Genomic DNA, 23,400 nt, shown 5'->3' on the forward strand with positions numbered 1-23,400 from the left:
CACATGGATGTGGAACTAACTTAATTTCAGGGAGGAAATATCAAATGATTATCAACCACAATATTCCGGCGTTGAATACTCACCGCCAATTGTCTATCAACACTGCTAACACAAACAAAAATATCGAGAAATTGTCTTCCGGTCTTCGCATCAACCGCGCTGGTGATGACGCAGCTGGTCTGGCAATCTCCGAAAAAATGCGCGGTCAAATCCGCGGTTTGGACCAAGCTTCCCGTAACGCTCAAGATGGTATCTCTTTGATTCAGACAGCTGAAGGTGCGCTGAACGAAACTCACTCCATTCTGCAGCGTCAACGCGAAATCGCGAACCAATCTGCGAACGGAACGAACACTGATTCTGACCGTCAAGCACTTCAAGACGAAATGAACCAGTTGACTTCTGAAATTAACCGTATCGGTAATACTACTGAATTTAATACTCAGAAGTTGTTGAACGGTGGTATCGGATCTGGCGAAAGTGGTAAGCTGACTCAAGCAACAAGTGCTAAAAAGACAGCTTCAGTAGCTATTGCAGCAGGTGCTCTTGCTCTAAGTGCAGGAACAACCATTACTGTTGATGATGTTACATTTGATCTTTCTAAAATTGCTGTGGGTAATTCACTTGCTACTGCAGCAACAAATGCTGCTGCATTGAAAACAGCATTAGGAGACACTACTTCTGGCGGTGTCAAATTGTCTGATTTGGTGGATATTAAAGTGGGTACTGGTAATGTGCTTGAATTTACAGCTAAATCGAGTGGTACTTCTAGTGAATTATCATTTGCAGGAGCTGCTAAGTTAGGTACTGGAGCTACAGCTTCCGCTAAGGGTGATCCGTCAACTGTAGAGCGTGCTGGACTTCAAAGTGGCGCTGCCCTTACTGTTGCTGATGTTAGTCTTGCAGTAGGGTCAACGTTGAAATTTACAGTTGGCTCTGAAAGCGAAGTTACTGTAAATCTTAATACTGGTACTACTCCAAAGGTCTATGATACTAGCAATATCGATGCTAACGTAGCTAAAGCTGCTATGGATGATCTAGTCAAAGATCTGAATGCAGCTCTGCAATCAGCTGGAATGGACAGCAAAATTACAGCTTCCTTATCGAAGGATAACAAGATCCAATTTATCTCTGAAACAGGAAAAGATATTAAACTGGGTGCAAGTCCTGCGGCTGGTATGGGCCTTAGTACTGCAGCAACAATTAATAATGTTCAACAAGTGGTTGGTGCTGGAGCGCAAGGCGTAGGTTTCTCCACGAAGTTCCAGATTGGTGCAAACACAGGTCAATCTATGTCTCTGCAAATTAATGATGTTCGTGCAGCGGCACTTGGCATCACAGGAAATGCTGGACAAGCTGGTTTCACTAAAGATAATGCTGTTACCAATGGTTCCAACGACGTGAAGTCTGAAGCTGCTTTGAACATTGCTACTCGTGAAGATGCTTCTAAGGCAATTGCTGTTCTAGACAAAGCTACTTCTCTAGTATCAAGCGAACGCGCTAAACTGGGTGCTGTGCAGAACCGTCTGGAACACACAATCAATAACTTGGGAACCGCTTCTGAGAATTTGACAGCTGCTGAATCCCGTGTTCGTGATGTTGATATGGCTAAAGAAATGATGCAACAGACCAAAAACAATATCCTTGCACAAGCTGCACAAGCAATGTTGGCTCAAGCAAATCAACAACCGCAAGGCGTGCTGCAGCTGCTGAGATAATTTGATTAAAAGCTTATAGTGATTAAGGTAATTACTTACTATAGCTCGAGAAGGCCCCACTTTGTGGGGCTTTCTTGTTATACTAGCTCTGTGATATCTCCTTAGAAAATATTAAATTTTAGCAAGGGAGCAGAAACGATGGATCTGTTAAGCCGTAATATTGACATCTTGTCTAGTAATCCCAACCACAGCATTGGAATACCAGATGCAAGCGAGTTAACACAGAAGAAGATCATGGTAGATGATGTAGGTGAAGAATTTCTGATTTCACAAGATCAGGCCTTCCCTTTGAAGAATGTCTTTGATTATACAAATCAACCAAATCCAAGAAAGCGGGAAATGATTTTTGTTATTGGAATATATTCAACAGAAGAAATTAGACAAATCATTCAAATAAAGAGTAGTGAGTCATTGCTTGTTATTATTGAACCTAGTGCTACTATTTTTAATCATACTTTACAGTATGGGGACCTTTCATTTATTAACTCATCAGGAGCCGTTCTTTTTGCTGACCGAATAAGTGAACTTCCACTTTTTTTAGATAAGTTTCTTTTATCAGATGCGATATTCTATTTGAAAACAATTAAATTTTATTTCACACATTATTATCGAGAATTCGACATTACCTCCAGTATAGCGATTGTAAAAGTTATTAAAGAGGCTGTTCAATATAAAACATTCATATATGGAAATTCTGTTGAGGATAGCCTAATAGGCTTCAGACAACATATGAAAAATCTGAAACATTTACCGCGCTCTAAAGATGTTGCTTTACTGAAAAATACGATGTTAAATGTACCTGCTATCGTGGTTTCTGCCGGTCCATCTTTGAATAAAAACATTAAACAATTACAGCATTTGAAAAATAATGCGGTAATTATTGCAGTAGATACAATTGCACAGCGACTCTGTGATGAAGGTATTATTCCTGATTTTATATGTTCAATAGAGCGTGGGATTGAAACTTACACGTACTTCTATGAAGGTAAAACATATCCCGCAGAATCGACGCTTGTGGGTCCTCTTGTTCTCTATCCAGAGGTGTTTAATGAGTTTTCCGGCGAAGTAGTTATACCTATGAGAGAGAATGTAGGAGAATTTATTTGGCTCAAGGAGGTTATGGAGTTAAAAGGTGACTACTCCATTAGTATTGGTTTGTCCTGTGCGCATGTAGCGTTCGGTGTTGCAGAACATATTGGAGCATCTCCAATTATTTTAATTGGACAAGACTTGGCTTACGGAAGTTCTCCGGTGGAGACGCATGCTGGCGGCACTATTTATGACGATAAAGAACTAACAATGAGTATGTATGCTGAAATTGAAACTTTCGAAACCGAAGGGTATTACGGCGGAACTGTCGCAACGACTGAAATTTGGAACACCTTTCGTACCTGGTTTGAAATGGAGATAGCAAATAAGAAGTTGAATGTTGTAAATGCAACAGAAGGTGGAGCGAAAATTGCATATTCTGAGCAACTAAGTTTAGAAGAAGTCGGATATAAATATTGCAGTGAGAATATTCCCTCTGTTTCAAAAGTGTTAAAGAGCATTGCTAATTATCCTTTAGATAATGTTAAAATGAAGCGTGTGATAAGAGAACAACGCAACTATTTTATGGATATTAAACTACAATTTGAACAACAACAGAAGCAGGTTAGGCGACTGAAAATTAATGATTTTTCTAGCGAAAAAGAAATTAAGGAAGCTTTAAAAAAAATAGATAAGACTGAAGAGTTTTTTGGGATAATTTTAAATAACTGGCTTCTTCGTCACTGCTTGCAACCAGCAATGATTAATTCCGTTTGGAATTTATATGATGTTGAGCGTTTAATTATACCTGCTAATGTAATGCAGGCGAGAGATATAAATCTTGGATTTCTGGATGTTAGTGTATATACTTTGAATGAAATTGTTTCTATTTTAGAGGCAGCGGCGGAGACTTTATAAGTTAAATAGGAAATCTAAGAGTTCGAACAGCTTTAAAAGATGCTTTTAATTTGTGTAAGGGGCATTGTTAATCCATGCTTGCCCCCTTAGGAACTGTGGATTATTTAGATATTGGAATTTTAGAATAAAAAGAAAATGAAGAAAATGGCGTAGTGGTGTCCAATTAAGGAATGACGTGAAAGTTTGTTCGTAGTAGTGGAATTTAAGTTAAATATAGAAGTCTATAACCATCGGGGTGTAGAAAATGAGTGGAAAAGGGAAAATATTAGTTACTGGTGCAGATGGATTTATCGGATCGCATGTAACGGAAAAACTGGTCGAACAAGGATACGAAGTTAAGGCTTTCGTGTATTATAACTCTTTCAATTCTTGGGGATGGTTGGATCACTCGAAATACCAGAGTGAATTTGAGGTTTTTGCTGGAGATATTCGAGATCCGTATGGAGTGAAAACCGCTATGAAAGACTGTGATAAGGTTCTTCATTTAGCTTCGCTGATTGCAATTCCATACTCCTATCATTCTCCCGATACTTATATTGATACAAATATTAAAGGGACCTTGAATGTTTTGCAAGCAGCCCGCGAATTGGATGTCTCAAAGGTAGTTCATACCTCTACAAGTGAAGTATATGGAACGGCGCAATATGTACCAATTGATGAGCTTCATCCTCTACAGGGACAATCGCCATATTCGGCTTCCAAGATTGGCGCAGATCAGATGGCACTCTCATTTTATCGGTCGTTTGACACACCGGTAGCGATTATTCGTCCTTTTAATACGTATGGTCCGAGACAGTCTGCGCGTGCAGTCATTCCGACTATTATATCACAGTTAGCGGTAGGCCAAGACAGAATTAAGTTAGGAGCCTTGAGCCCGACTAGGGATTTCAATTACGTGCAAGATACAGTTAACGGTTTTATCTCGATTATGAACAGTGACAAGGCAATTGGCGAAGTGATTAATATAGGCAGTAATTATGAAATTTCGATTGGGGATACAGTTGCTCTAATTGCGGAAGTGATGGGCAAGAAAGTAGAAATCGTAACGGAAGAAATACGTTTACGGCCAGAGAAAAGTGAAGTTGAAAGGCTTTGGGCTGACAATCAAAAGGCTAAGCAGTTATTGGGTTGGGAGCCTTCCTATGGTGGAATTAACGGATTAAGACGAGGATTGAAAGAAACTGCCGATTGGTTTGGAGATAAGGGGAATCTATCTCAGTATAAGGAATCGGTGTACAACATATGAGTACAGTATGGCATGATATTGCCCGAAACGTGAAAGATATTTATCACGGACAACCGACTATTCCATTGCATGAACCGACATTTGATAAGCTAGAACTGGATTATGTAACAGACTGTATTCAGAGCGGTTGGGTATCTTCTGTCGGTAAATATGTCGATCAATTTGAACGGGATCTTGCAGATTATGTAGGAGTGCGCCGCGCTGTAGCTGTCGTTAACGGTACGGCGGCATTGCATATTGCACTGAAAATCGCAGGGGTACGAGCTAACGATGAAGTAATTATGCCTGCATTAACCTTTGTTGCTACAGCTAATGCGCTTACTTATTTGCAGGCTATCCCACACTTTGTAGACGTTTCTAAAGATACCTTAGGTATTGATCCGCACAAGCTTTCTGAGCATATCAGAATGATAGGAGAGCGTAAAGACGGGTGCCTGGTAAATAAGCAGACAGGAAGAGTCATTCGTGCCATCCTGCCAATGCATACGTTTGGACACCCAGTCGATCTGGACGCGTTACTTGATGTTTGTCAGCAGTATGGCCTTGTTATGGTTGAAGATGCTGCTGAGTCACTAGGCTCTTACTACAAAGGTAAGCATACTGGGGGATTCGGCCTAGTGGGCGCGTTGAGTTTTAACGGTAATAAGATCATAACTACAGGCGGTGGCGGAGCGATTGTAACGGATGATGTACAACTTGCGGATTACGTCAAGCATATTACAACTACAGCGAAGATTCCACACCGTTGGGAATATCAGCATGATGAAGCTGGTTTTAATTATCGGATGCCTAATATTAATGCTGCGATTGGCTGTGCGCAGTTAGAGAAGCTCCCCCAATTTTTGTCTTCAAAACGGGTCTTGACAGAGAAATATCGTAGTTTATTTCAAAAGGTTGATGGCGTGAATTTATTCATAGAAGCACCATATAACTCAAGTAACTATTGGTTGCAGACATTGCTACTGGATGAGCAACTTCATGATCGTGACGACGTATTGGAGCAACTACATGCTGAAGGTGTGATGGCACGACCAATTTGGACTCCGTTAAATGAATTAGCACCGTATGCAGATAGTCCCAAAGCAGACCTGTCAGTTACACATCAATTGAAACGACAAATTGTTAATATCCCTTCTACTCCGTTGAAAGGGGATTCTGATGTCTAAACGAAAAGTATGTGTAGTAACCGGAACTCGAGCGGAATATGGTTTGTTGTTCTACCTTATGCAAGCGATTCAGGCAGACCCTGAATTAGAGCTGCAGATCATTGCAACAGGAATGCATCTGTCTCCGGAATTCGGATTAACCTACCAGCAAATTGAAACAGATGGATTCGTAATAGATGACAAGGTTGAGATGCTCTTATCAGCAGATACGCCGTCCTCGATTGCTAAGTCTATGGGACTGGGTGTGATAGGATTTGCCGATGCCTTTCAGCGCCTGCAACCGGAAGTGTTAGTCTTGCTTGGTGATCGTTTTGAAATGTTATCTGCAGCTCAGACAGCTCTGGTTATGCGAATTCCAATTGCGCATATTTCAGGAGGTGAATTGACAGAAGGAGCAATTGATGACTCTATTCGACATTCTATTACCAAGATGAGCCATATTCATTTTCCATCCACGGATGAGTATTCTCAAAGAATAATACAACTAGGTGAACAGCCTAAGAGAGTTTATCAATTGGGCAATCTAGGTGTTGAAGCAATTCGGAAGATGAGGCTATTTACGGAATTAGAGCTTTCAGAGTTTTATGGTTTTCCTTCAAATAAGCTTTTTTTGATAACATTTCATCCAGTTACGCTTGAAGTGCAAACGGCAGAAAAACAGATTGAAGAGTTGCTAACTGCATTGGATCATTTTCCGGAATACAACATAGTGTTTACTAGAGCTAACGCCGATACAGAGGGAAGAATCATTAATCAGCGGGTTGATGAATATGTTGCCAAGCATTCTGAGCGTGCTCGGGCATTCTTCTCTTTAGGGCAGTTAAAATACTTGAGTACAATGAAGTATTGTACAGCAGTAATTGGTAATTCTTCAAGCGGAATTGTTGAAGCTCCTGTATTCTCTAAGCCAACGATAAATATCGGAGATAGGCAGAAGGGACGACTTAAAGCGAACTCAATCATTGATTGCATACCTGAAGAAGAAAGCATCACGAATGCTATTCATATGGCGGTTTCTTCATCATTTCAACATACTTTAAATGACACTATACTGAAGTATGATGGAGCAACGACATCTGTTGATATTGCACGTACTTTAAAAATGATAGATCTTCAAGGGTTATTGCAAAAATCATTTTATACGATTTCGGAGGTATAGCGATGAGTAGAACATATATCATTGCTGAAGCTGGTGTGAATCATAATGGAGATTTGCAGCTGGCCAAGCAGCTAATTGATATTGCGGTGAATAGCAAGGCTGATGCCGTAAAGTTTCAAACCTTTAAGACTGAACTTGTTATAAGTAAAAATGCACCTAAAGCGGAATATCAGATACAGTCGACTGGCGGGAATGAATCGCAATTTGAAATGGTGAAAAAGCTTGAACTTTCGTTCGATCAATTTCGCGAGTTGAAAACATATTGTGATAATTCGGGTATTGAATTTCTGTCAACTCCGTTTGACATAGAAAGTGCGGATTTTTTAATTAATGAGTTAAATCTTACTACTATTAAAATACCCTCTGGTGAAATTACAAATGCCCCACTACTCTATCATATTGCTAGCAAACAGTCTGATATCATCTTATCAACAGGGATGGCTACTTTAAGCGAAATAGAAGAAGCACTTGGAGTAATTGCTTTTGGTCTTCTTCAGAAAAATGAACTACCCTCTATCAGCGCATTTCGGTCAGCATATTTATCTCCAGCGGGACAGCGGAAATTGAAGTCTAAGGTTAAGCTGTTACACTGTACTACAGAATATCCAGCTCCTGTTGAAGATGTGAATTTACTGGCTATAGAGACAATGAATAGGGCGTTCGGACTGGCAACCGGCTATTCTGATCATACGGAAGGCATAGCTGTAACGATTGCTGCCGTAGCGTTAGGTGCGTCGATTATTGAGAAGCATTTTACACATGATAAACAAGCAGAAGGACCTGATCATAAAGCATCGCTTTCTCCGGAAGAGTTACAGTTGTTGGTTCAAAGCATTCGCCAGGTAGAGACAGCGAGAGGTACAGGCATCAAAATTCCTGCTGAATCTGAAATGAAAAATATTAGTATTGCCCGTAAGAGCATTGTTGCTCATACAAAAATTATGCAAGGCGAGCGATTAACGGCGGATAATATCGCAGTTAAACGTCCGGGTGGGGGGATTTCACCGTTTGAGTACTGGAGAATGCTAGAGACAGCGGCTGCGAAAGACTTTGAGGAAGGCGAGTTGCTCAATTAATAACATCATCTTTTCCAAGGAGCGATGCAGATGGAAAAATGGAGAGAAATATTGATAGCTCCAGAGACTACTATATTAAGGGTTATGGAAATCATCGATAAATCATCACTGCAGTTTGCAGTAGTAATTGATGAAGAAAATCGTTTGCTGGGAACAGTGACTGATGGAGATATTCGACGGGGGATCCTACGCGGGTATCCGTTAGACACCGCAATCGATCAGGTAATGAATAACGATCCGGTGTTTGAGAGACAAGGGAAGAGAATTTCTTATTATAAGGAATTAATAAAAGAGAAGAAGCTGAAGCAGCTTCCTATCGTAAATGGTAAGAAGCAAATCGAAAATATTTTATTTGCGGAAGATATTCTTAAGTTCCTTCAAAAAGACAACATTGTTATTTTGATGGCAGGAGGTATGGGGACTCGGCTACGTCCGCTTACTGACGATATTCCAAAGCCGATGCTTATGGTTGGAGGCAAACCTATTTTAGAGACAATTATTGAGAGCTTTAAGAGCTTCGGATTTACGAACTTTATGCTGTCAGTTAATTATAAGAAAGAAGTTATTGAAAATTATTTTCAGGATGGTTCGCATTTCGGCGTTCGTATCCAGTATATTGAAGAAAGCAAACGATTAGGCACGGCTGGCGCGCTATCTTTATTAACACAGCAGCCTAATCTTCCTTTCTTTGTAATGAATTCGGATCTTCTTACTAAAATTAACTATGAGCAATTGCTGGAGTTCCATCAGGAATCTTCATCGAGAGCTACTATGTGTGTGAGAGAATATGAATATCAAATTCCTTATGGCGTGATAGAAACGGAGCATCATCGCCTGCTTTCTATTGTAGAGAAGCCAAAGCATAAAAGCTTTGTTAATGCAGGTATTTATGTGCTTGACCCAGAGATACTTCAATATGTTCCCGAGGATGAATTTTATGATATGCCTGACTTGTTTAAGAAGTTGATTACGATGAATAAAGAGGTATCTGCCTTTCCGTTGAGAGAATACTGGCTTGATATTGGACAGGCAGCCGACTATGACAAGGCTAACGGTGACTATAAAGGTGTTTTTTATGATTAATAACAGATAATGCTAGAGATCATCTGATATACTGCTTTTTAAGGTTGCGTTTCTAGTGAAATCGATATTGCTTGTCCATAATTGTAATTTCAGGCTCTAGTTACATTAATAACTTAGAGCTTTTTTCTCTTGACTCCACCCCGAATCCTAAATTATCCCTAAAACTAACCGATATATAGAGTATAAAATGAGTGTTGGTGGAGGTCGGGGTTATGAATGTACAGTTCTCTCTTTCTGCGAGTTCGACAACAAGCGTCCAGAATAACAAGCCGGAAGTAGTACCGGTCAGTTCTGAACAAGCAGCACCTGCTAATCAAGTAGCAGGAATTCATACAACAAGGGATATGAATCTAAAGGAAAAGCAGGGCGTGAATGTATCCGTTGCGGAGGAGCAGTTGATCCGAACCATTGAAAGAGCTGTGAAATCTCTTCAGGGACCCCAGACTACGCTTGAAATCAGCATCCATGAGAAAACACATGATATTATGGTAAAAGTACTTAACAAGGATACCGGTGAGCTTATACGTGAAGTGCCCCCTGAGAAGACACTAGATTTGGTAGCTAAGATGATGGAAATTGCAGGGATACTGGTTGACGAGAAAATATAGAATTAGGGGGTGCCGAGTTGGTAACACGTGTAAATGGATTTTCGGGTATGGATATAGATAGTATGGTTAAGAGCATGATGACAGCCAAAAAAGCGCCGCTCGACAAAATGAATCAGCAGAAGCAGCTCTTAAATTGGACAAGAGAGAGCTATCGTGAAGTAAGCAGTAAACTTTATGATTTTCGATACAATAAACTTATTACTAAGTATGGAAGTAATGATGTTCTTACAGTCAGCAAGGCAGTTGTATCAGGAAATACAGATGCAATTAAAGCTACTGCGAGCTCTAAAGCCAATGGCATTGATATGGAAGTATCTGTGAGTCAATTGGCAACGAAGACAACTGTTACGACGGCGGGGGCTGGATCAGGTAAGCTAAGTACCACTACTCTGGCATCACTGCAAGCTGCTTTTGATAGCTCTGATCCAACTTCAGATGCTGCTAAGGCGAAAGAGTTCAAGCTGGTAGTAAACAGTCAGACATTTACTTTTAAAGGCTCTACTGATATTCAGACGGTGATTTCTACGCTTAATGATAATTCGTTGGCTAAGGTTACTGCTACCTTTGATGAGACGACCGGAAAATTAGCGATTGCTTCAAAGACAAGCGGCACGGATGGCAAGGTTGAGTTGGGTTCAGGAACCGACGACAAAACCCTGCTGGATCTTTTTAATAAAAAGAATCAGACCGATCCGAAATGGACTGCTGTAACTGGAAAAGATTCAGCTTCAACCATTAATGGTGTGGCTTATAACAATCCAGGAAATACTTTCACCGTGAATGGGGTGACGATTACCCTTCTAACTAAAACCGATACATCGGGGACCAATGTCCCTTCCAAAATAACAACGCAGACAGACACTACTGCTGCAGTTGATATTGTTAAAAGCTTTGTTTCTGATTATAATACGTTAATTGCTGCCCTAAACTCCAAGATTGATGAAGCGAAATATAGGGATTATGCACCACTTACAGATGATCAGAAGTCAGAAATGAAAGAAGCGGATATTACAACCTGGACCCAGAAGGCACAAAGCGGCCTGCTCAAGAATGATGATATTATTAAATCAGTATTATCTGAAATGAGAGCCCATATTACTGAGCAACTGGGTGGACTTGCTGAAATGGGAATCACTACCGGGACGTATGCTGAGAACGGGAAATTAATTCTAGATGAAAACAAACTCAAAACAGCTATGGAAGCTAATCCACAGAAACTCATGAATATATTGCAGGGACCGGCGAGTGAACCTGCAACTGGTATTTTTGACAAAATGGCCTCTTCTGTATTTAATGCAATTGAAAAAATATCTAATCGTGCGGGTACTAACCGATACTCTGCCGATCTTACCAGCACCTTCAAAGAAGAAAGCGTATTGGGGAAGAAACTTAAGGAATATAACTCGCGTATCAGCACAATGCTCACTTACTTGGATAATCAGGAAACTCGTCTCTATAAACAATTCACAGCCATGGAAACTGCCATGAATAAGCTCCAGTCTCAGTCTTCCAGTCTATTCTCAACTTCCAGTTAAGTTATTTTAAATTAGAGGGTGACAACATTGCTTAAATCTCCTTACGATAAATACCGCCAGTCTTCTGTCCAGACTTCAACACCTGCTCAGCTCGTAATTATGTTATATGATGGAGCCATACGCTTCGTAAAGACTGCTGTGGACGGGCTGAACAAAAAGGATTTGGAGAAATCCAATCTGAATTTCGGTAAGGCTCAGACGATCATCAGCGAGTTAATGAGCACACTGGATTATTCTATTGAAGTATCCAAAGGACTCTACTCTCTATACGAATATACGAACTACTTGTTAATCGAAGCCAACATCCACAAGAACCCGGCGAAAGCCGAAGAAGCCATTGGCTATCTTACGGATCTCCGCGAAACCTGGCTGCAGGCATCCAAGCTTGCCGCGACTCAGACTGAGATTGCTAATGGATGAACTAATCCATAGTCTGGACCTGCTTACCCGTGAGATGATGAGCAGGCTTCAGGAAGCAACCTACGAGGAGCTTGTAGTATTTGTAGAGGATCGGCAGAAACTTGTCGATTCGATTGCAGAAAAAGTCGCAATTTTTCCTTCATCGGCTGCACAAAAGCAAGAAATTCATCGGATCCTGGCATATGATAATCAACTGCTGGACCGGATGAATGCTCTTCGTCAGGAAGCCCAGAACTTTCTGCAAAAACGCGGTCAAGCTAAAATGCAACGCAATGCATACGAGGCAGGCTACGCCCCCGACAGCATTCTAATGGACCGGAAAAAATAATAGATTCCAGATGTTTCAGCTGGGGAGCGGGCGGGTATTTTAATAGCGTCTGCTCCTTTTTTTGTATCTTGTATCACTGAATCTATCCTTTTTCGAGGTCAATTATTGTCTGGTAAAATATTGCAAGTAAACATTTACTATTCCAATTGACAATAGAGAAGCAGCGGTGGTATAGTCGAATTGTGAGCAAGACTCACGTTCATCTGATGACGAAGGGAATGTTTAGTCAATGGAAGGTAAAGTAAAATGGTTTAACGCAGAAAAAGGTTATGGTTTCATCGAAACTGCCGATGGTGGCGACGTATTTGTACACTTCTCCGCGATTCAAACTGACGGTTTCAAGACATTGGACGAAGGCCAATCCGTAGAGTTCGATATCGTTGAAGGCGCACGCGGACCACAAGCAGCTAACGTCATCAAATTATAATCATCCGGCGAAGCCGACCTACATATATGGTAGATGGTTAGCAATTGAGACAACGCTAGCGTTAGACCTTGGGGATATTCCCCGGGGTCTTTTTTACGTTCACCTAACAAATGACGCGCAACATAAGGCGGAAAAGACACATTATTAGACACTTTGTAAAGTTTAATTTCAAGAATCCGTTAGTTCCCTCCAAAATATGGGTAATGAGAGATGTTGGGCTTTTTGTTGCCTAGATAGCACCCCATTATTAGCTTAGGCGTATGCTTCCGAAAAGTACCTAGATAAGAAGACATGCAGTGAAGCCTATGCCCATCAAACACTCAGGAGGATGAACAAAAGAATGAAGAAAACATGGCGTGGCCTTATGGCCGGATTACTTGGTATTTCGATGTTGCTCGGGTCACTAGGCAGTGTGTCAGCTGCGGCTACCCCTAAAGACATTAAAGGTCACTGGGCACAGAGTCAACTGCAGAGCTGGCTGGATAAAGGATACCTGGGCGGCTATCCTGACGGAACGGTGAAGCCGAACAAGGCTATTACCCGTGGTGAGTATGTGGCACTGATCAATCGCCTGTTCGGGTTCACCGAAACGGCTTCCATTAGCTTCAAGGATGTCAAAAGCACAAATTGGGTCTACAGCGAAGTAGCCAAAGCCGTAAAGGCTGGTTACATCGGCGGGTATGAGAATAATACCTTCCGCGCCAGCAATCCGCTTACCCGGCAGGAAGCGGCTGTCATTGCAGCCAAAGTCCTGAAGCTGAGTACAAGCTCTACTACACTTAAGTTCAAGGACAGTGCCCAAGTGGCAGCCTGGGCCAAAGGTGCGGTGGTAGCAGCAGCAGACAAGAAGATTATTAATGGTTATCCGGACGGGACCTTCGGACCGAAGAAATCACTTACACGGGCCGAAGCGGTCGGAATCATCAGCAACTCTGTTGTCTATAAACCGTCCGGCACTGGTGGAGTAACACCTACACCGGCCCCAACGGCAACGCCTGCTCCTACAGCAACACCTGTGCCAAGCGCCAGCCCAACAGCAACCCCGGTTACCGGTGGTAGTGGTGGCGGCACTGGCGGTGGTGGCGGCAACGCTACTTTGCCTTCTGTAAGCAATGTGACGTACGGTCATGTGGGTTCGGTTACTGCTGATGTATATGTTACGCCTTCGGTAACAGGAGCAGTATATTATGTAGTTGCTCCTTACAGCATGAACGTAACAGCACCAACTGCAGCACAAGTGAAAGACGGATTGACTAGTACAGGAGCAGCAGGCGTTCATTCCGGCAAAACAGCGGTCACTGCCAACACAAGCGTTGCGTTCTCTGTATATGGTCTGAGTGCAGGGACTGAATATACCGTATATGTCGCTCTGGCAGATAATTCAGGCAATTGGTCTGGCGTAACACCGCTTCGATTGAAAACAGCAGCAAGCAGTAACACATCACTTACTCAGGTGGGGATTGACAACATAGGGACTGTAACTGCTGCTGTGTATGCGAAATACGGGCAGAGTGGCGCACCAACACCGCTGAAATATGTTGTAGTCAAAGCAACGGAAGCTGATCCTACAGCACAACAGATTTCTGAAGGAAAGAATAGTGCTGGCGTTGTCTTAACGGGAACTTTTACTGGTCCGAATTCTACGGTATCTCCAGTTGTAAAGCATACCTTTGCGCTAACCGGACTGACTTCCAACACAGCCTATAAAATCTTTTTCATCACGGGTTCTAATGGTAACTTCTCCCCAGTAGAGATTCTGCGTATCCAGACCAAATAAGTAATATGAATGGACACAGACGCTACTATCTGCAATATGCAGTATGTCAGCAATCATTCATAATCTTCGCTTCAAAGTGAGATACTATTGTAGCTGTAATGGGTCCGGCCAGGGCGAGTTTATGCGCTAGCCGGACCTGTTTATTGTTTAAGACAGGGCGGTGACATCTTTTGTTAGCTAAATGTAAAGGCTGTCATGATTTGTTTTTTACTTAGCCCTGACAATTTGCTATAATGAAAAGGTAAACAAAGGAGGAGTGCCCATGCAATTCAGCATTCGAGGTCAACAAATTGAAGTGACCGACGCTTTGAGAGACTATGTTGATAAGAAGCTCAGCAGACTTGAGAAGTATTTCGATGCACCCCCTACCTCAGAAGGATATGTGACGCTTGGCGTCGTTCGCGGCCTTCATACGGTGGAAGTTACAATCCCGCTGGCAGGTGTGACGCTTCGTGCGGAAGATCGCAGCGATGATATGTATGCATCCATCGATGCCGTAGTGGACAAGCTGGAACGTCAGATCCGCAAGCACAAGACCAAACTTAATCGCAAATTCCGCCAGGAAGGCAGCTTGAAGACCTTGTTCGTAGAAGGTTCAGGCAATGCCGTAGCTGTTGAGGATCAGGAACAGGATTATGATGATCTTGAGGTTGTGCGAAATAAACGATTCACCTTGAAGCCTATGGATGTGGAAGAAGCGATTCTGCAAATGAACATGATTGGACATACTTTCTTCGTATTCTCCAACATCGACACTTCTGAAGTTAGCGTTGTTTACAAACGCGATGACGGCAAGTATGGTTTGATCGAACAGAACTAACCTGCTAACCGGAAATTGCTGGAATAAGGAAGGGCTTTCGTTTCAGCCTGACGTGGACAATTAGACGAGCCCCTATTCGCTTCAAGCGAATAGGGCTCTTGTGCGTATATACAGAAGGGACAGGAAAGAATACCTCATCTGTTTCTATGAAAAGGCATTATGCAGAATAAGGTTGCGGCAGCTTGTATTGCGGCTTCTCTTACAAACTGTTACAATTTATGAAGCAGCGGAATCGAAATCATATATGGCCCTTTCAATTTGTTGAGGATGGGCTCGGTTCCACCATCTGTGTTGCATGAAAGGGGTTAACCATGCTAGGACTTGTAAAAAAAATATTTGGCGACGTTAATGAACGTGATGTCAAACGTCTCATGAAGACGGTCGAAGTAATCAATGGTTTGGAGCCGGATTTCGTATCGCTTACGGATGAAGAGCTGCAGGCTAAGACGGTAGAGTTCCGTGCCCGTCTTGAGAAGGGTGAAACCTTGGAAGAGATTCTTCCCGAGGCATTTGCAACCGTACGCGAAGCTTCCAAACGGACGCTGGGCATGCGGCATTTTGACGTTCAGTTAGTTGGGGGTATGGCGCTGCATGAAGGCCGGATCTCCGAAATGAAGACCGGGGAAGGCAAGACGCTGGTAGGTACACTGCCGGTATATCTGAATGCACTCTTGGGCAAAGGCGTGCATGTCGTAACCGTAAATGATTATCTGGCTCAGCGCGACAGCGCACAAATGGGGCAAATCTATAACTTTCTGGGCATGACGGTTGGGGTCAACCTCAACGGCATGGACCATAATGATAAACAAGCAGCGTATGCCTGCGATATTACGTATGGCACGAATAATGAGTTTGGTTTTGACTATCTGCGTGACAACATGGTGCTCTATAAGGAACAGATGGTACAGCGTCCGCTGTATTTCTGTATTATTGACGAAGTCGATTCCATCCTCATCGATGAAGCCCGTACGCCTCTGATCATTTCCGGACAAGCTGAGAAATCGACAGAGCTGTATTATGCAGCAGACCGTTTCGTGAAGAAGCTGACTGCCGAAGAAGACTACACTGTTGATATTAAGGTGAAGTCTGTTGCTTTAACCGAGAAGGGCGTTGCTGTAGCTGAACGTGCCTTTGGCATAGAGAATCTATATGATCACAGTCACGTTACGCTGAACCATCATATCGTACAAGCGTTGAAGGCAAATGCAATTATGCGCCGGGATGTCGACTATGTGGTCAACGAAGACGAGGTTATGATCGTCGATGAGTTCACCGGACGTCTGATGCAGGGCCGCCGTTACAGCGATGGGCTGCACCAGGCTATCGAAGCTAAGGAAGAGATTGAGGTCCAGAATGAGAGCATGACGCTGGCTACAATCACCTTCCAGAACTACTTCCGTATGTACCGCAAGCTTGGTGGAATGACCGGTACTGCGAAGACAGAAGAAGAGGAATTCAAGAAAATCTACGGTCTGGAAGTCCTCCAGGTACCTACCAACAAACCGAATCAGCGTGTCGATATGCCGGACGTGGTCTACAAAAGCGAGAATGGCAAGTTCAACGCTGTAGTCGCTGAAATTGTGGAACGCCACAAAAAGAATCAGCCGGTGCTTGTAGGTACGGTATCGATTGAGAACTCCGAACGCGTATCTGAAATGCTGAAACGCAAAGGTGTCAGACACCAGGTGCTGAACGCGAAGCATCATGCTGCAGAAGCTGAAATCATCTCTTATGCCGGTCAGCCGGGAACCGTAACAATTGCTACGAATATGGCTGGACGCGGTACGGATATCGTATTGGGCGAAGGCGTGACCGATCTTGGCGGTCTGCATATTATTGGTACAGAACGTCATGAATCACGCCGTATCGATAACCAGCTGCGCGGACGTGCCGGACGTCAGGGTGACCCGGGTTCCACACAGTTCTACCTGTCGCTTGGGGATGAATTGATGAAACGTTTTGGCGCGGACAACGTGCTGAACATGATGGACCGTCTTGGATTCGAAGAGGATCAGCCGATTGAGAGCCGTATGATTACCAAAGCGGTTGAATCTGCCCAGAAACGGGTGGAAGGCAACAACTTCGATATCCGTAAAGTCGTATTGCAATATGATGACGTGATGAATCAGCAGCGTGAGATTATCTACAAGCAGCGCCGCGAAATTCTCGAGTCTGACAATATCAAAGACGTTGTGGTGGAAATGATCAAGCCGGTTGTTGACCGTATTGTTAATGCCCACTGCAGTGACGATATCCCGGAGAACTGGGAGCTGCAAGAGGTTGCGGATTATGTGAACAGCAAATTGCTGGAGGAAGACTCCCTGACCCGTGATGATCTATGGGGCAAGGAAGTAGAAGAAATCATCGAATTCATCTTCGCCCGTGTGCTTGAGAAATATGCTGCACGTGAAGAACGTCTCGGCGCTGAGCTGGTACGTGAATTCGAGAAGGTCATTGTACTTCGTTCCGTAGACAGCAAATGGATGGATCATATCGATGCTATGGATCAGCTTCGTCAAGGGATTCACCTCCGTGCTTACGGCGGTACCGATCCGCTTCGCGAATATCAGTTCGAAGGCTTCGAAATGTTCAATGCCATGACGGCGAACATTCAGGAAGAAGTGGCGACCTACATCATGAAGGCGCACATCGAGGCGAATCAGGAGCGTCAGTCGGTAGTGGAAGAAGATAAGATCTCCACGAACGCTGAGCCTGCTGAGAAACGTCCGGTGCATGTGGAATCTACAGTCGGCCGTAATGATCCATGCCCTTGCGGCAGCGGCAAGAAATATAAGAACTGTCACGGTCAGGCGTAAGAGAAACAGAGTTGCGGCTCTGCAGGGTTAAGTGAACTCTCGCTGGAACGGCGCTATCTATAAAAGGAACGGCACGGCTGATTCTGCTAGTTTCTCGTGAAATAATGAGCAGGCATCAAGCTGCGAATACTTTTCACAGAATAGTCTTGCTCATAAGTTCTTAGGTTATAATGACAATAAAAGCGGCTGGGCCCGGGGGACTCCCCGTTTGCGGCCCGGCCGCTTTTTTGGATGTTTGCAGGAATGGGGTAATTGCTTCAAGCGAAGCGAACGGAATGGCTCTGCAGAGCTGCAATTGAGGTGGAAGTGGCGGAGGGGAAGTTTGGAACTGTAGGAGCGTCAGCGTCCGCCTTTAGGATTGAATTTCTACTGCGATAAGCAGTTTAGATGAGGAAATTCAATCCTAACAGCGGCCGGAAGTCCAAACATTCCCCGCAGTTACGGCGTACACCGATAGGCATTTCTTAAGAGCAATGATGCAGCGAGCAGAAGCTGTATCTCCCCCTGTCCGCAAAACCTCCAAACCCAGCGGCCGGCGCAATATTTTATTTTGAAAGGTGATGTGATCCAAGTGATCGATCCTAATGTGAAGCAGGACCTGCGTGAAATAGGCAAGAAACTAACCAATCTTAGGGGGTCACTTTGACTTAGACCTTAAGCTGGAGATGATAGCGAACTTTGAAGAGAAGATGGCAGCGCCCGGGTTCTGGGATGAGCCGGAGAAGGCGCAAAGCGTTATTGGCGAGATGAACGCCGTGAAGTCGGTGGTCGATCAATACGATAAGCTGCAGCAGGATTATGACGATGCGGCGATGATGGCGGAGCTGGCGGATGAAGAAGGCGATGACGCGCTTGCGTCTGAGATTGCCGGAACGATTCGCAGTGTAAGCAGCAGAGTAGATGAGTTCGAGCTGCAGCTGCTGCTCAATCAGCCGTACGATAAGCTGAACGCGATCCTTGAGCTGCATCCAGGAGCAGGCGGAACAGAATCCCAGGACTGGGGCCAAATGCTGCTGCGCATGTATACACGATGGGCGGAGAAGCGGGGCTTCAAGGTAGACGTGCTTGATTATTTGCCGGGCGATGAGGCGGGCATCAAGAGTGTAACGCTGCTGATTAAGGGCTACAATGTATATGGATACCTGAGGGCGGAGAAGGGTGTACATCGTCTGGTGCGCATTTCGCCTTTTGACTCTTCGGGCAGACGGCATACCTCCTTCGTATCCTGCGATGTGGTACCGGAGATTGCGGATGATGTGGAAGTAGATATCCGTACAGAGGATCTGAAGATCGATACGTACCGGGCCAGCGGAGCGGGCGGCCAGCATATCAATACTACGGACTCGGCGGTGCGGATTACCCACTTGCCAACCGGAGTCGTGGTAACGTGCCAGAATGAACGTTCACAGATCAAGAACCGGGAACAAGCAATGAAGATGCTGCGTTCCAAGCTCTATGAGCGCAAAATCCAGGAGCAGCAGGCGCATCTCGATGAGATCCGCGGCGAACAATCGGAGATTGCCTGGGGCAGCCAGATTCGTTCCTATGTGTTCCACCCCTACAGCATGGTGAAGGATCACCGTACTTCTGTAGAAACCGGCAACGTCGGAGCGGTGATGGACGGCGACCTGGATGGCTTCATTGACGGCTATCTGCGCAGTCAGATCAAGACGGAAACTGAATAAAGGCATGGATATTCCTACGCGTCTTCGGAGGTGTAGGGATTTTTTTCTGATGATCAGACTGGATTTGCTATACAGCAACATCACTTCTAAGGAGCACAGGCAACTATGCAAAAAATCAATTCACGCAACAAACCTCCGCTCATCCCGCTAAACGGGCCGCTGCGTCATACCGTGGATATTGCGCTCATTCTGATCGGCTCGCTGATTACGGGGCTGGCATTCAACCTGTTCTTTCTCCCGAACCAGATTGCTTCCGGAGGGGTATCGGGGTTGTCGGTGCTTGCCGAGGCCTGGTTTGGGGCGGAGCCGGCTTTTACCCAGTGGGCGCTTAATATTCCGCTCTTTATTCTCGGGGTACTATTCCTCGGTAAACAGTACGGTATCCGCTCGCTGCTGGGGAGTTTTGTGCTGCCGCTGTTTATCTTCCTGACCAAGGATGGTCCGGTGCCGACTACAAATCCGCTCCTGGCCTCTATTTATGGAGGGATCGGTGTGGGGCTGGGCCTCGGTCTGGTCTTTCGCGGACGCGGATCAACAGGCGGACTGACCATACTCGCGCAGATTATTCAAAAGCTTACCGGCTTCAGCTTCTCGCTGTCCGTCGTGCTGCTGGATGGTACGGTGATTACGCTGGCTGCTTTTGTGCTGGGCATGGAGCAGGCAATGTATGCACTAATCGGACTGTTCGTGACGGGCAAGGTAATCAATGCGCTGGAGGTTGGCTTCAGCACCACGAAGGTGGCGTATATTATCTCCGATCAGACAGAGGGTATCTCGCAGGCGATTCTGAATGATCTGGACCGCGGGCTGACCAAGCTGAATGCGCAAGGCGGCTACACCGGAGATAATCGTACCGTGCTGATGGTGGTGGTAGGCCAGAATGAAATTACGAGACTCAAGGCGATCGTCCGCTCGGTAGATCCGAGTGCATTTGTAATTATTACGGAAGCCCATGAAGTGCTGGGCGAAGGTTTCAAAAGAGAAGCGTAGACTCCCTTTAGGGGAGCTCTGCGCTTTTCTATTGATAAAAGGCATGGTCGTTTCGAGTGGGAATCTCCGAAGAAAGTTAACGTTACATGTTGTATTTATATTAATTCGGTCGTATAATAATACATATTTGCAGAACGGTTATTCACAGGTAATAATGATATAAAGCAGAAACGGGAAGCGGGGATGACAGTGACAGGCAAGCTGAGAGCGGCGATTGTCGGATCAACGGGATATGGGGGCGTAGAGCTGATCAGGCTGCTGCAGAGCCACCCTGATATAGAGATTACTTCAGTAATATCTTCTTCGAGCGCCGGTGCGCCGATTGAGGAAGGCTTCCCGCATCTGACGGGAATTGTGCAGCGCAATCTGGATGGTGTGGATGCGGCAGAGATTGCCGGCAGGGCGGATGTCGTATTCACAGCTACGCCTTCTGGAGTGAGCGCGAAGCTGGTGCCCCAGCTGCTCGAAGCCGGCCTCAAGGTCGTTGACCTGTCGGGCGATTTCCGGCTGAAGGACGGCGCGGAGTATGAGCAGTGGTATAAGCATCCCGCTCCGCCGGAAGCGTATCTGCAGCAGGCGGTGTACGGGTTATGCGAGGTATACGGTGAGCGTGCCGCCGGTGTGGACTTCATTTCTAATCCCGGCTGTTATCCCACAGCTACGCTGCTGGGACTGGTTCCGGCGCTTGAGGCAGGCTGGATCAAGCCGGACAGCATCATTATTGATGCGAAATCCGGGGTGTCCGGGGCAGGGCGGGGAACGAGCCTTATGGTTCATTTTGCCGAGATCAATGAGAACTTCAAAGCCTACAAAATCAACAAACATCAGCATATCCCGGAAATTGAGCAGGTGCTTACCGATATCGCAGGAGAAAAAGTAACGGTAACCTTCACTACGCATCTTGTGCCGATGACCCGGGGGATTATGAGCACGATGTATGCCGGACTGATTGGCGAACATAGTGAACAGGAACTAGTAGATTTATACCGTAGGTATTATGCAGGCAGACCGTATGTGCGCGTGCGCGAGCCCGGAGTGGTTCCGGCGACGAAGGAAGTCAGCGGATCGAACTATTGCGACATCGGCTTCGCGACAGACGCACGTACCGGACGGGTCACCATTGTGTCGGTCATTGACAATATCGTTAAAGGCGCTGCAGGACAGGCGATTCAGAACCTGAATTTGATGATGGGATGGGAGGAAACCCGCGGTCTTGGCTACACACCAGTGTATCCATAAAGTGCAGCGGTCAAACTATAACATGAGCGAGAACAGACTATATACCGTCGTGGAAGGCGGAAGTATTACTACACCTAAGGGCTTCACTTCAGGAGGGCTGCATTGCGGTCTCAAAAAAACCGAACGTAACGACCTCGGAGCTATTCTCTGCGAGGTTCCGGCGACGGCTGCTGCGGTTTTTACCACGAATGTATTTCAGGCGGCTCCGCTGAAGGTAACACGGGAGAGTCTGGCGAACGGGACACTGCAGGCGGTAATCGTGAACAGCGGGAATGCCAATGCCTGCACAGGTGACCAGGGTGAAGCGGATGCGTATGAGATGCGCGCTGCGGCTGCCCGTTATTTGGGCGTGAACGAGCTGGATGTGGCGGTAGCCTCGACCGGGGTAATCGGGGAGCTGCTGAAGATGGACTGTGTGCGCAGCGGCATCACCGGACTGCCGGAGAAGCTGGACGGCGGAGCTGCCGGTGCGGAGGAGTTCAGCCAGGCGATTCTGACAACGGACCTGGTCAAAAAAGAAAGCTGCGTAAAGCTGACGGTGGGCGGTGCAGAGGTAGTTATTGCCGGAGCCGCTAAGGGTTCGGGCATGATTCACCCCAATATGGCGACGATGCTGGGCTTCATGACCACAGATGCAGTCATTGATGCCGAGGATCTGCTCAGCTTGCTGCGCAGTGCGACCAACTCTACTTTTAATATGATTACAGTGGATGGAGATACTAGCACGAATGATATGCTGGTCGCTATGGCGAGCGGCCTGGCGGGAAATGAGAAGCTGACGCGTCTGCATCCGGATTGGGAGGCTTTTGCCGCAGCGTTCACGCATGTATGCCGGAGTCTGGCGATGGCGATTGCCCGTGACGGGGAAGGTGCCACGAAGCTGATCGAAGTGCAGGTGAATGGTGCAGTGCATGATGAAGGTGCTGCAGCTATTGCCAAGACCGTAGTCGGATCGAGTCTGGTGAAATCTGCGATCTTCGGTGCGGATGCCAACTGGGGACGGATTATCGCTGCTGTAGGCCGCGCGGGAGTTCCGGTATCTCCGGAGCAGGTAGATATTAAGCTGGGAGATATAGAGGTGCTGCGGACGTCGCGTCCGGTAGCTTTTGACGAAGAGCAGGCTCTCTATTATCTGCAAAAGAGTGATACGGTGCTGATTACGGTAACCTTGTCAGACGGAAGCGGAAGTGCCACGGCCTGGGGCTGCGATCTCACTTATGATTATGTGCGTATTAATGCCGCGTACCGAACCTGATCTGCGCTGGTTGGCGGAGGGCAGCGGCCGGAAGTCCAGATATTCACTGTAGTGACGACTGAACTTTAAGTTAGTATCTTGAGTTCAGCTTATAGGGAGGTAACTGAG

The 23,400-nt window shown here is 45.4% G+C and carries 19 protein-coding genes; all 19 read left to right on the forward strand.

Going from position 1 to position 23,400, the window contains the following annotated elements:
* Window positions 1-44: 44 nt before the first annotated feature.
* The 19 genes from MKX70_RS08275 (at window position 45) to argJ (ending at window position 23,292) form a co-directional block, all read left to right on the forward strand.
* Window positions 45-1,715: a flagellin N-terminal helical domain-containing protein gene (locus tag MKX70_RS08275; protein WP_340839857.1), complete on the forward strand. Its 1,671-nt coding sequence runs from the start codon at window positions 45-47 to the stop codon at window positions 1,713-1,715.
* Window positions 1,716-1,853: 138 nt separating this feature from the next.
* A complete protein-coding gene (locus MKX70_RS08280; protein WP_340839858.1) occupies window positions 1,854-3,662 on the forward strand; it encodes a motility associated factor glycosyltransferase family protein in 1,809 nt (602 codons plus the stop codon).
* A 244-nt stretch (window positions 3,663-3,906) separates the two neighbouring features.
* On the forward strand, window positions 3,907-4,908 hold the full coding sequence (locus MKX70_RS08285; protein WP_340839860.1) for an NAD-dependent 4,6-dehydratase LegB: 1,002 nt from the start codon (window positions 3,907-3,909) through the stop codon (window positions 4,906-4,908).
* On the forward strand, window positions 4,905-6,074 hold the full coding sequence (locus tag MKX70_RS08290; protein ID WP_340839861.1) for a LegC family aminotransferase: 1,170 nt from the start codon (window positions 4,905-4,907) through the stop codon (window positions 6,072-6,074). Before MKX70_RS08285 ends, MKX70_RS08290 begins: the two co-directional genes overlap by 4 nt.
* Window positions 6,067-7,233: a UDP-N-acetylglucosamine 2-epimerase gene (gene neuC / locus MKX70_RS08295; RefSeq protein WP_340839862.1), complete on the forward strand. Its 1,167-nt coding sequence runs from the start codon at window positions 6,067-6,069 to the stop codon at window positions 7,231-7,233. Before MKX70_RS08290 ends, neuC begins: the two co-directional genes overlap by 8 nt.
* Before the next feature lie 2 nt (window positions 7,234-7,235).
* Window positions 7,236-8,309 carry an N-acetylneuraminate synthase gene (gene neuB / locus MKX70_RS08300; protein ID WP_340839863.1) on the forward strand — a complete coding sequence of 358 codons (1,074 nt, stop codon included), beginning with the start codon at window positions 7,236-7,238 and terminating at the stop codon, window positions 8,307-8,309.
* Between the two features lie 30 nt (window positions 8,310-8,339).
* Complete coding sequence (locus MKX70_RS08305) at window positions 8,340-9,392, forward strand: nucleotidyltransferase family protein (protein ID WP_340839864.1); 1,053 nt, start codon at window positions 8,340-8,342, stop codon at window positions 9,390-9,392.
* 212 nt (window positions 9,393-9,604) lie between these two features.
* Entirely contained in the window at window positions 9,605-10,000 is a 396-nt protein-coding gene (locus MKX70_RS08310; protein ID WP_340839865.1) for a flagellar protein FlaG, read from the forward strand.
* 17 nt (window positions 10,001-10,017) lie between these two features.
* Window positions 10,018-11,535, forward strand: coding sequence for a flagellar filament capping protein FliD (fliD, locus tag MKX70_RS08315; RefSeq protein WP_340839866.1), 1,518 nt, complete (start codon window positions 10,018-10,020; stop codon window positions 11,533-11,535).
* Window positions 11,536-11,562: 27 nt separating this feature from the next.
* Window positions 11,563-11,955: a flagellar export chaperone FliS gene (gene fliS, locus MKX70_RS08320; protein WP_340839867.1), complete on the forward strand. Its 393-nt coding sequence runs from the start codon at window positions 11,563-11,565 to the stop codon at window positions 11,953-11,955.
* Window positions 11,948-12,283, forward strand: a complete 336-nt coding sequence (locus MKX70_RS08325) for a flagellar protein FliT (protein WP_340839868.1) — start codon at window positions 11,948-11,950, stop codon at window positions 12,281-12,283. Before fliS ends, MKX70_RS08325 begins: the two co-directional genes overlap by 8 nt.
* A gap of 229 nt (window positions 12,284-12,512) precedes the next feature.
* Window positions 12,513-12,710: a cold shock domain-containing protein gene (locus tag MKX70_RS08330; protein ID WP_019915069.1), complete on the forward strand. Its 198-nt coding sequence runs from the start codon at window positions 12,513-12,515 to the stop codon at window positions 12,708-12,710.
* Between the two features lie 340 nt (window positions 12,711-13,050).
* Window positions 13,051-14,487: an S-layer homology domain-containing protein gene (locus MKX70_RS08335; RefSeq protein WP_340839869.1), complete on the forward strand. Its 1,437-nt coding sequence runs from the start codon at window positions 13,051-13,053 to the stop codon at window positions 14,485-14,487.
* 262 nt (window positions 14,488-14,749) lie between these two features.
* The gene (gene hpf, locus MKX70_RS08340; protein WP_042240220.1) at window positions 14,750-15,307 is read left to right on the forward strand and encodes a ribosome hibernation-promoting factor, HPF/YfiA family; all 558 of its coding nucleotides are present in this window, start codon (window positions 14,750-14,752) and stop codon (window positions 15,305-15,307) included.
* A 311-nt stretch (window positions 15,308-15,618) separates the two neighbouring features.
* Window positions 15,619-18,123 carry a preprotein translocase subunit SecA gene (gene secA, locus MKX70_RS08345; RefSeq protein WP_042240217.1) on the forward strand — a complete coding sequence of 835 codons (2,505 nt, stop codon included), beginning with the start codon at window positions 15,619-15,621 and terminating at the stop codon, window positions 18,121-18,123.
* Between the two features lie 571 nt (window positions 18,124-18,694).
* Window positions 18,695-19,808, forward strand: a protein-coding gene (gene prfB, locus MKX70_RS08350) for a peptide chain release factor 2 (RefSeq protein WP_340839870.1) whose coding sequence is annotated in 2 segments (ribosomal slippage) — window positions 18,695-18,766 and window positions 18,768-19,808 — 1,113 coding nt in all. Because the reading frame shifts where the segments join, the coding sequence is not laid out codon by codon here.
* A 105-nt stretch (window positions 19,809-19,913) separates the two neighbouring features.
* Window positions 19,914-20,798: a YitT family protein gene (locus MKX70_RS08355; RefSeq protein ID WP_340839871.1), complete on the forward strand. Its 885-nt coding sequence runs from the start codon at window positions 19,914-19,916 to the stop codon at window positions 20,796-20,798.
* A 183-nt stretch (window positions 20,799-20,981) separates the two neighbouring features.
* Window positions 20,982-22,037, forward strand: coding sequence for an N-acetyl-gamma-glutamyl-phosphate reductase (gene argC / locus MKX70_RS08360; protein WP_445323653.1), 1,056 nt, complete (start codon window positions 20,982-20,984; stop codon window positions 22,035-22,037).
* A gap of 22 nt (window positions 22,038-22,059) precedes the next feature.
* Window positions 22,060-23,292: a bifunctional ornithine acetyltransferase/N-acetylglutamate synthase gene (argJ, locus tag MKX70_RS08365; protein WP_340841635.1), complete on the forward strand. Its 1,233-nt coding sequence runs from the start codon at window positions 22,060-22,062 to the stop codon at window positions 23,290-23,292.
* Window positions 23,293-23,400: the final 108 nt, after the last annotated feature.

Origin of the sequence: Paenibacillus sp. FSL R7-0312, from assembly GCF_038004445.1 — a bacterium.
GTDB lineage: Bacteria > Bacillota > Bacilli > Paenibacillales > Paenibacillaceae > Paenibacillus_AQ.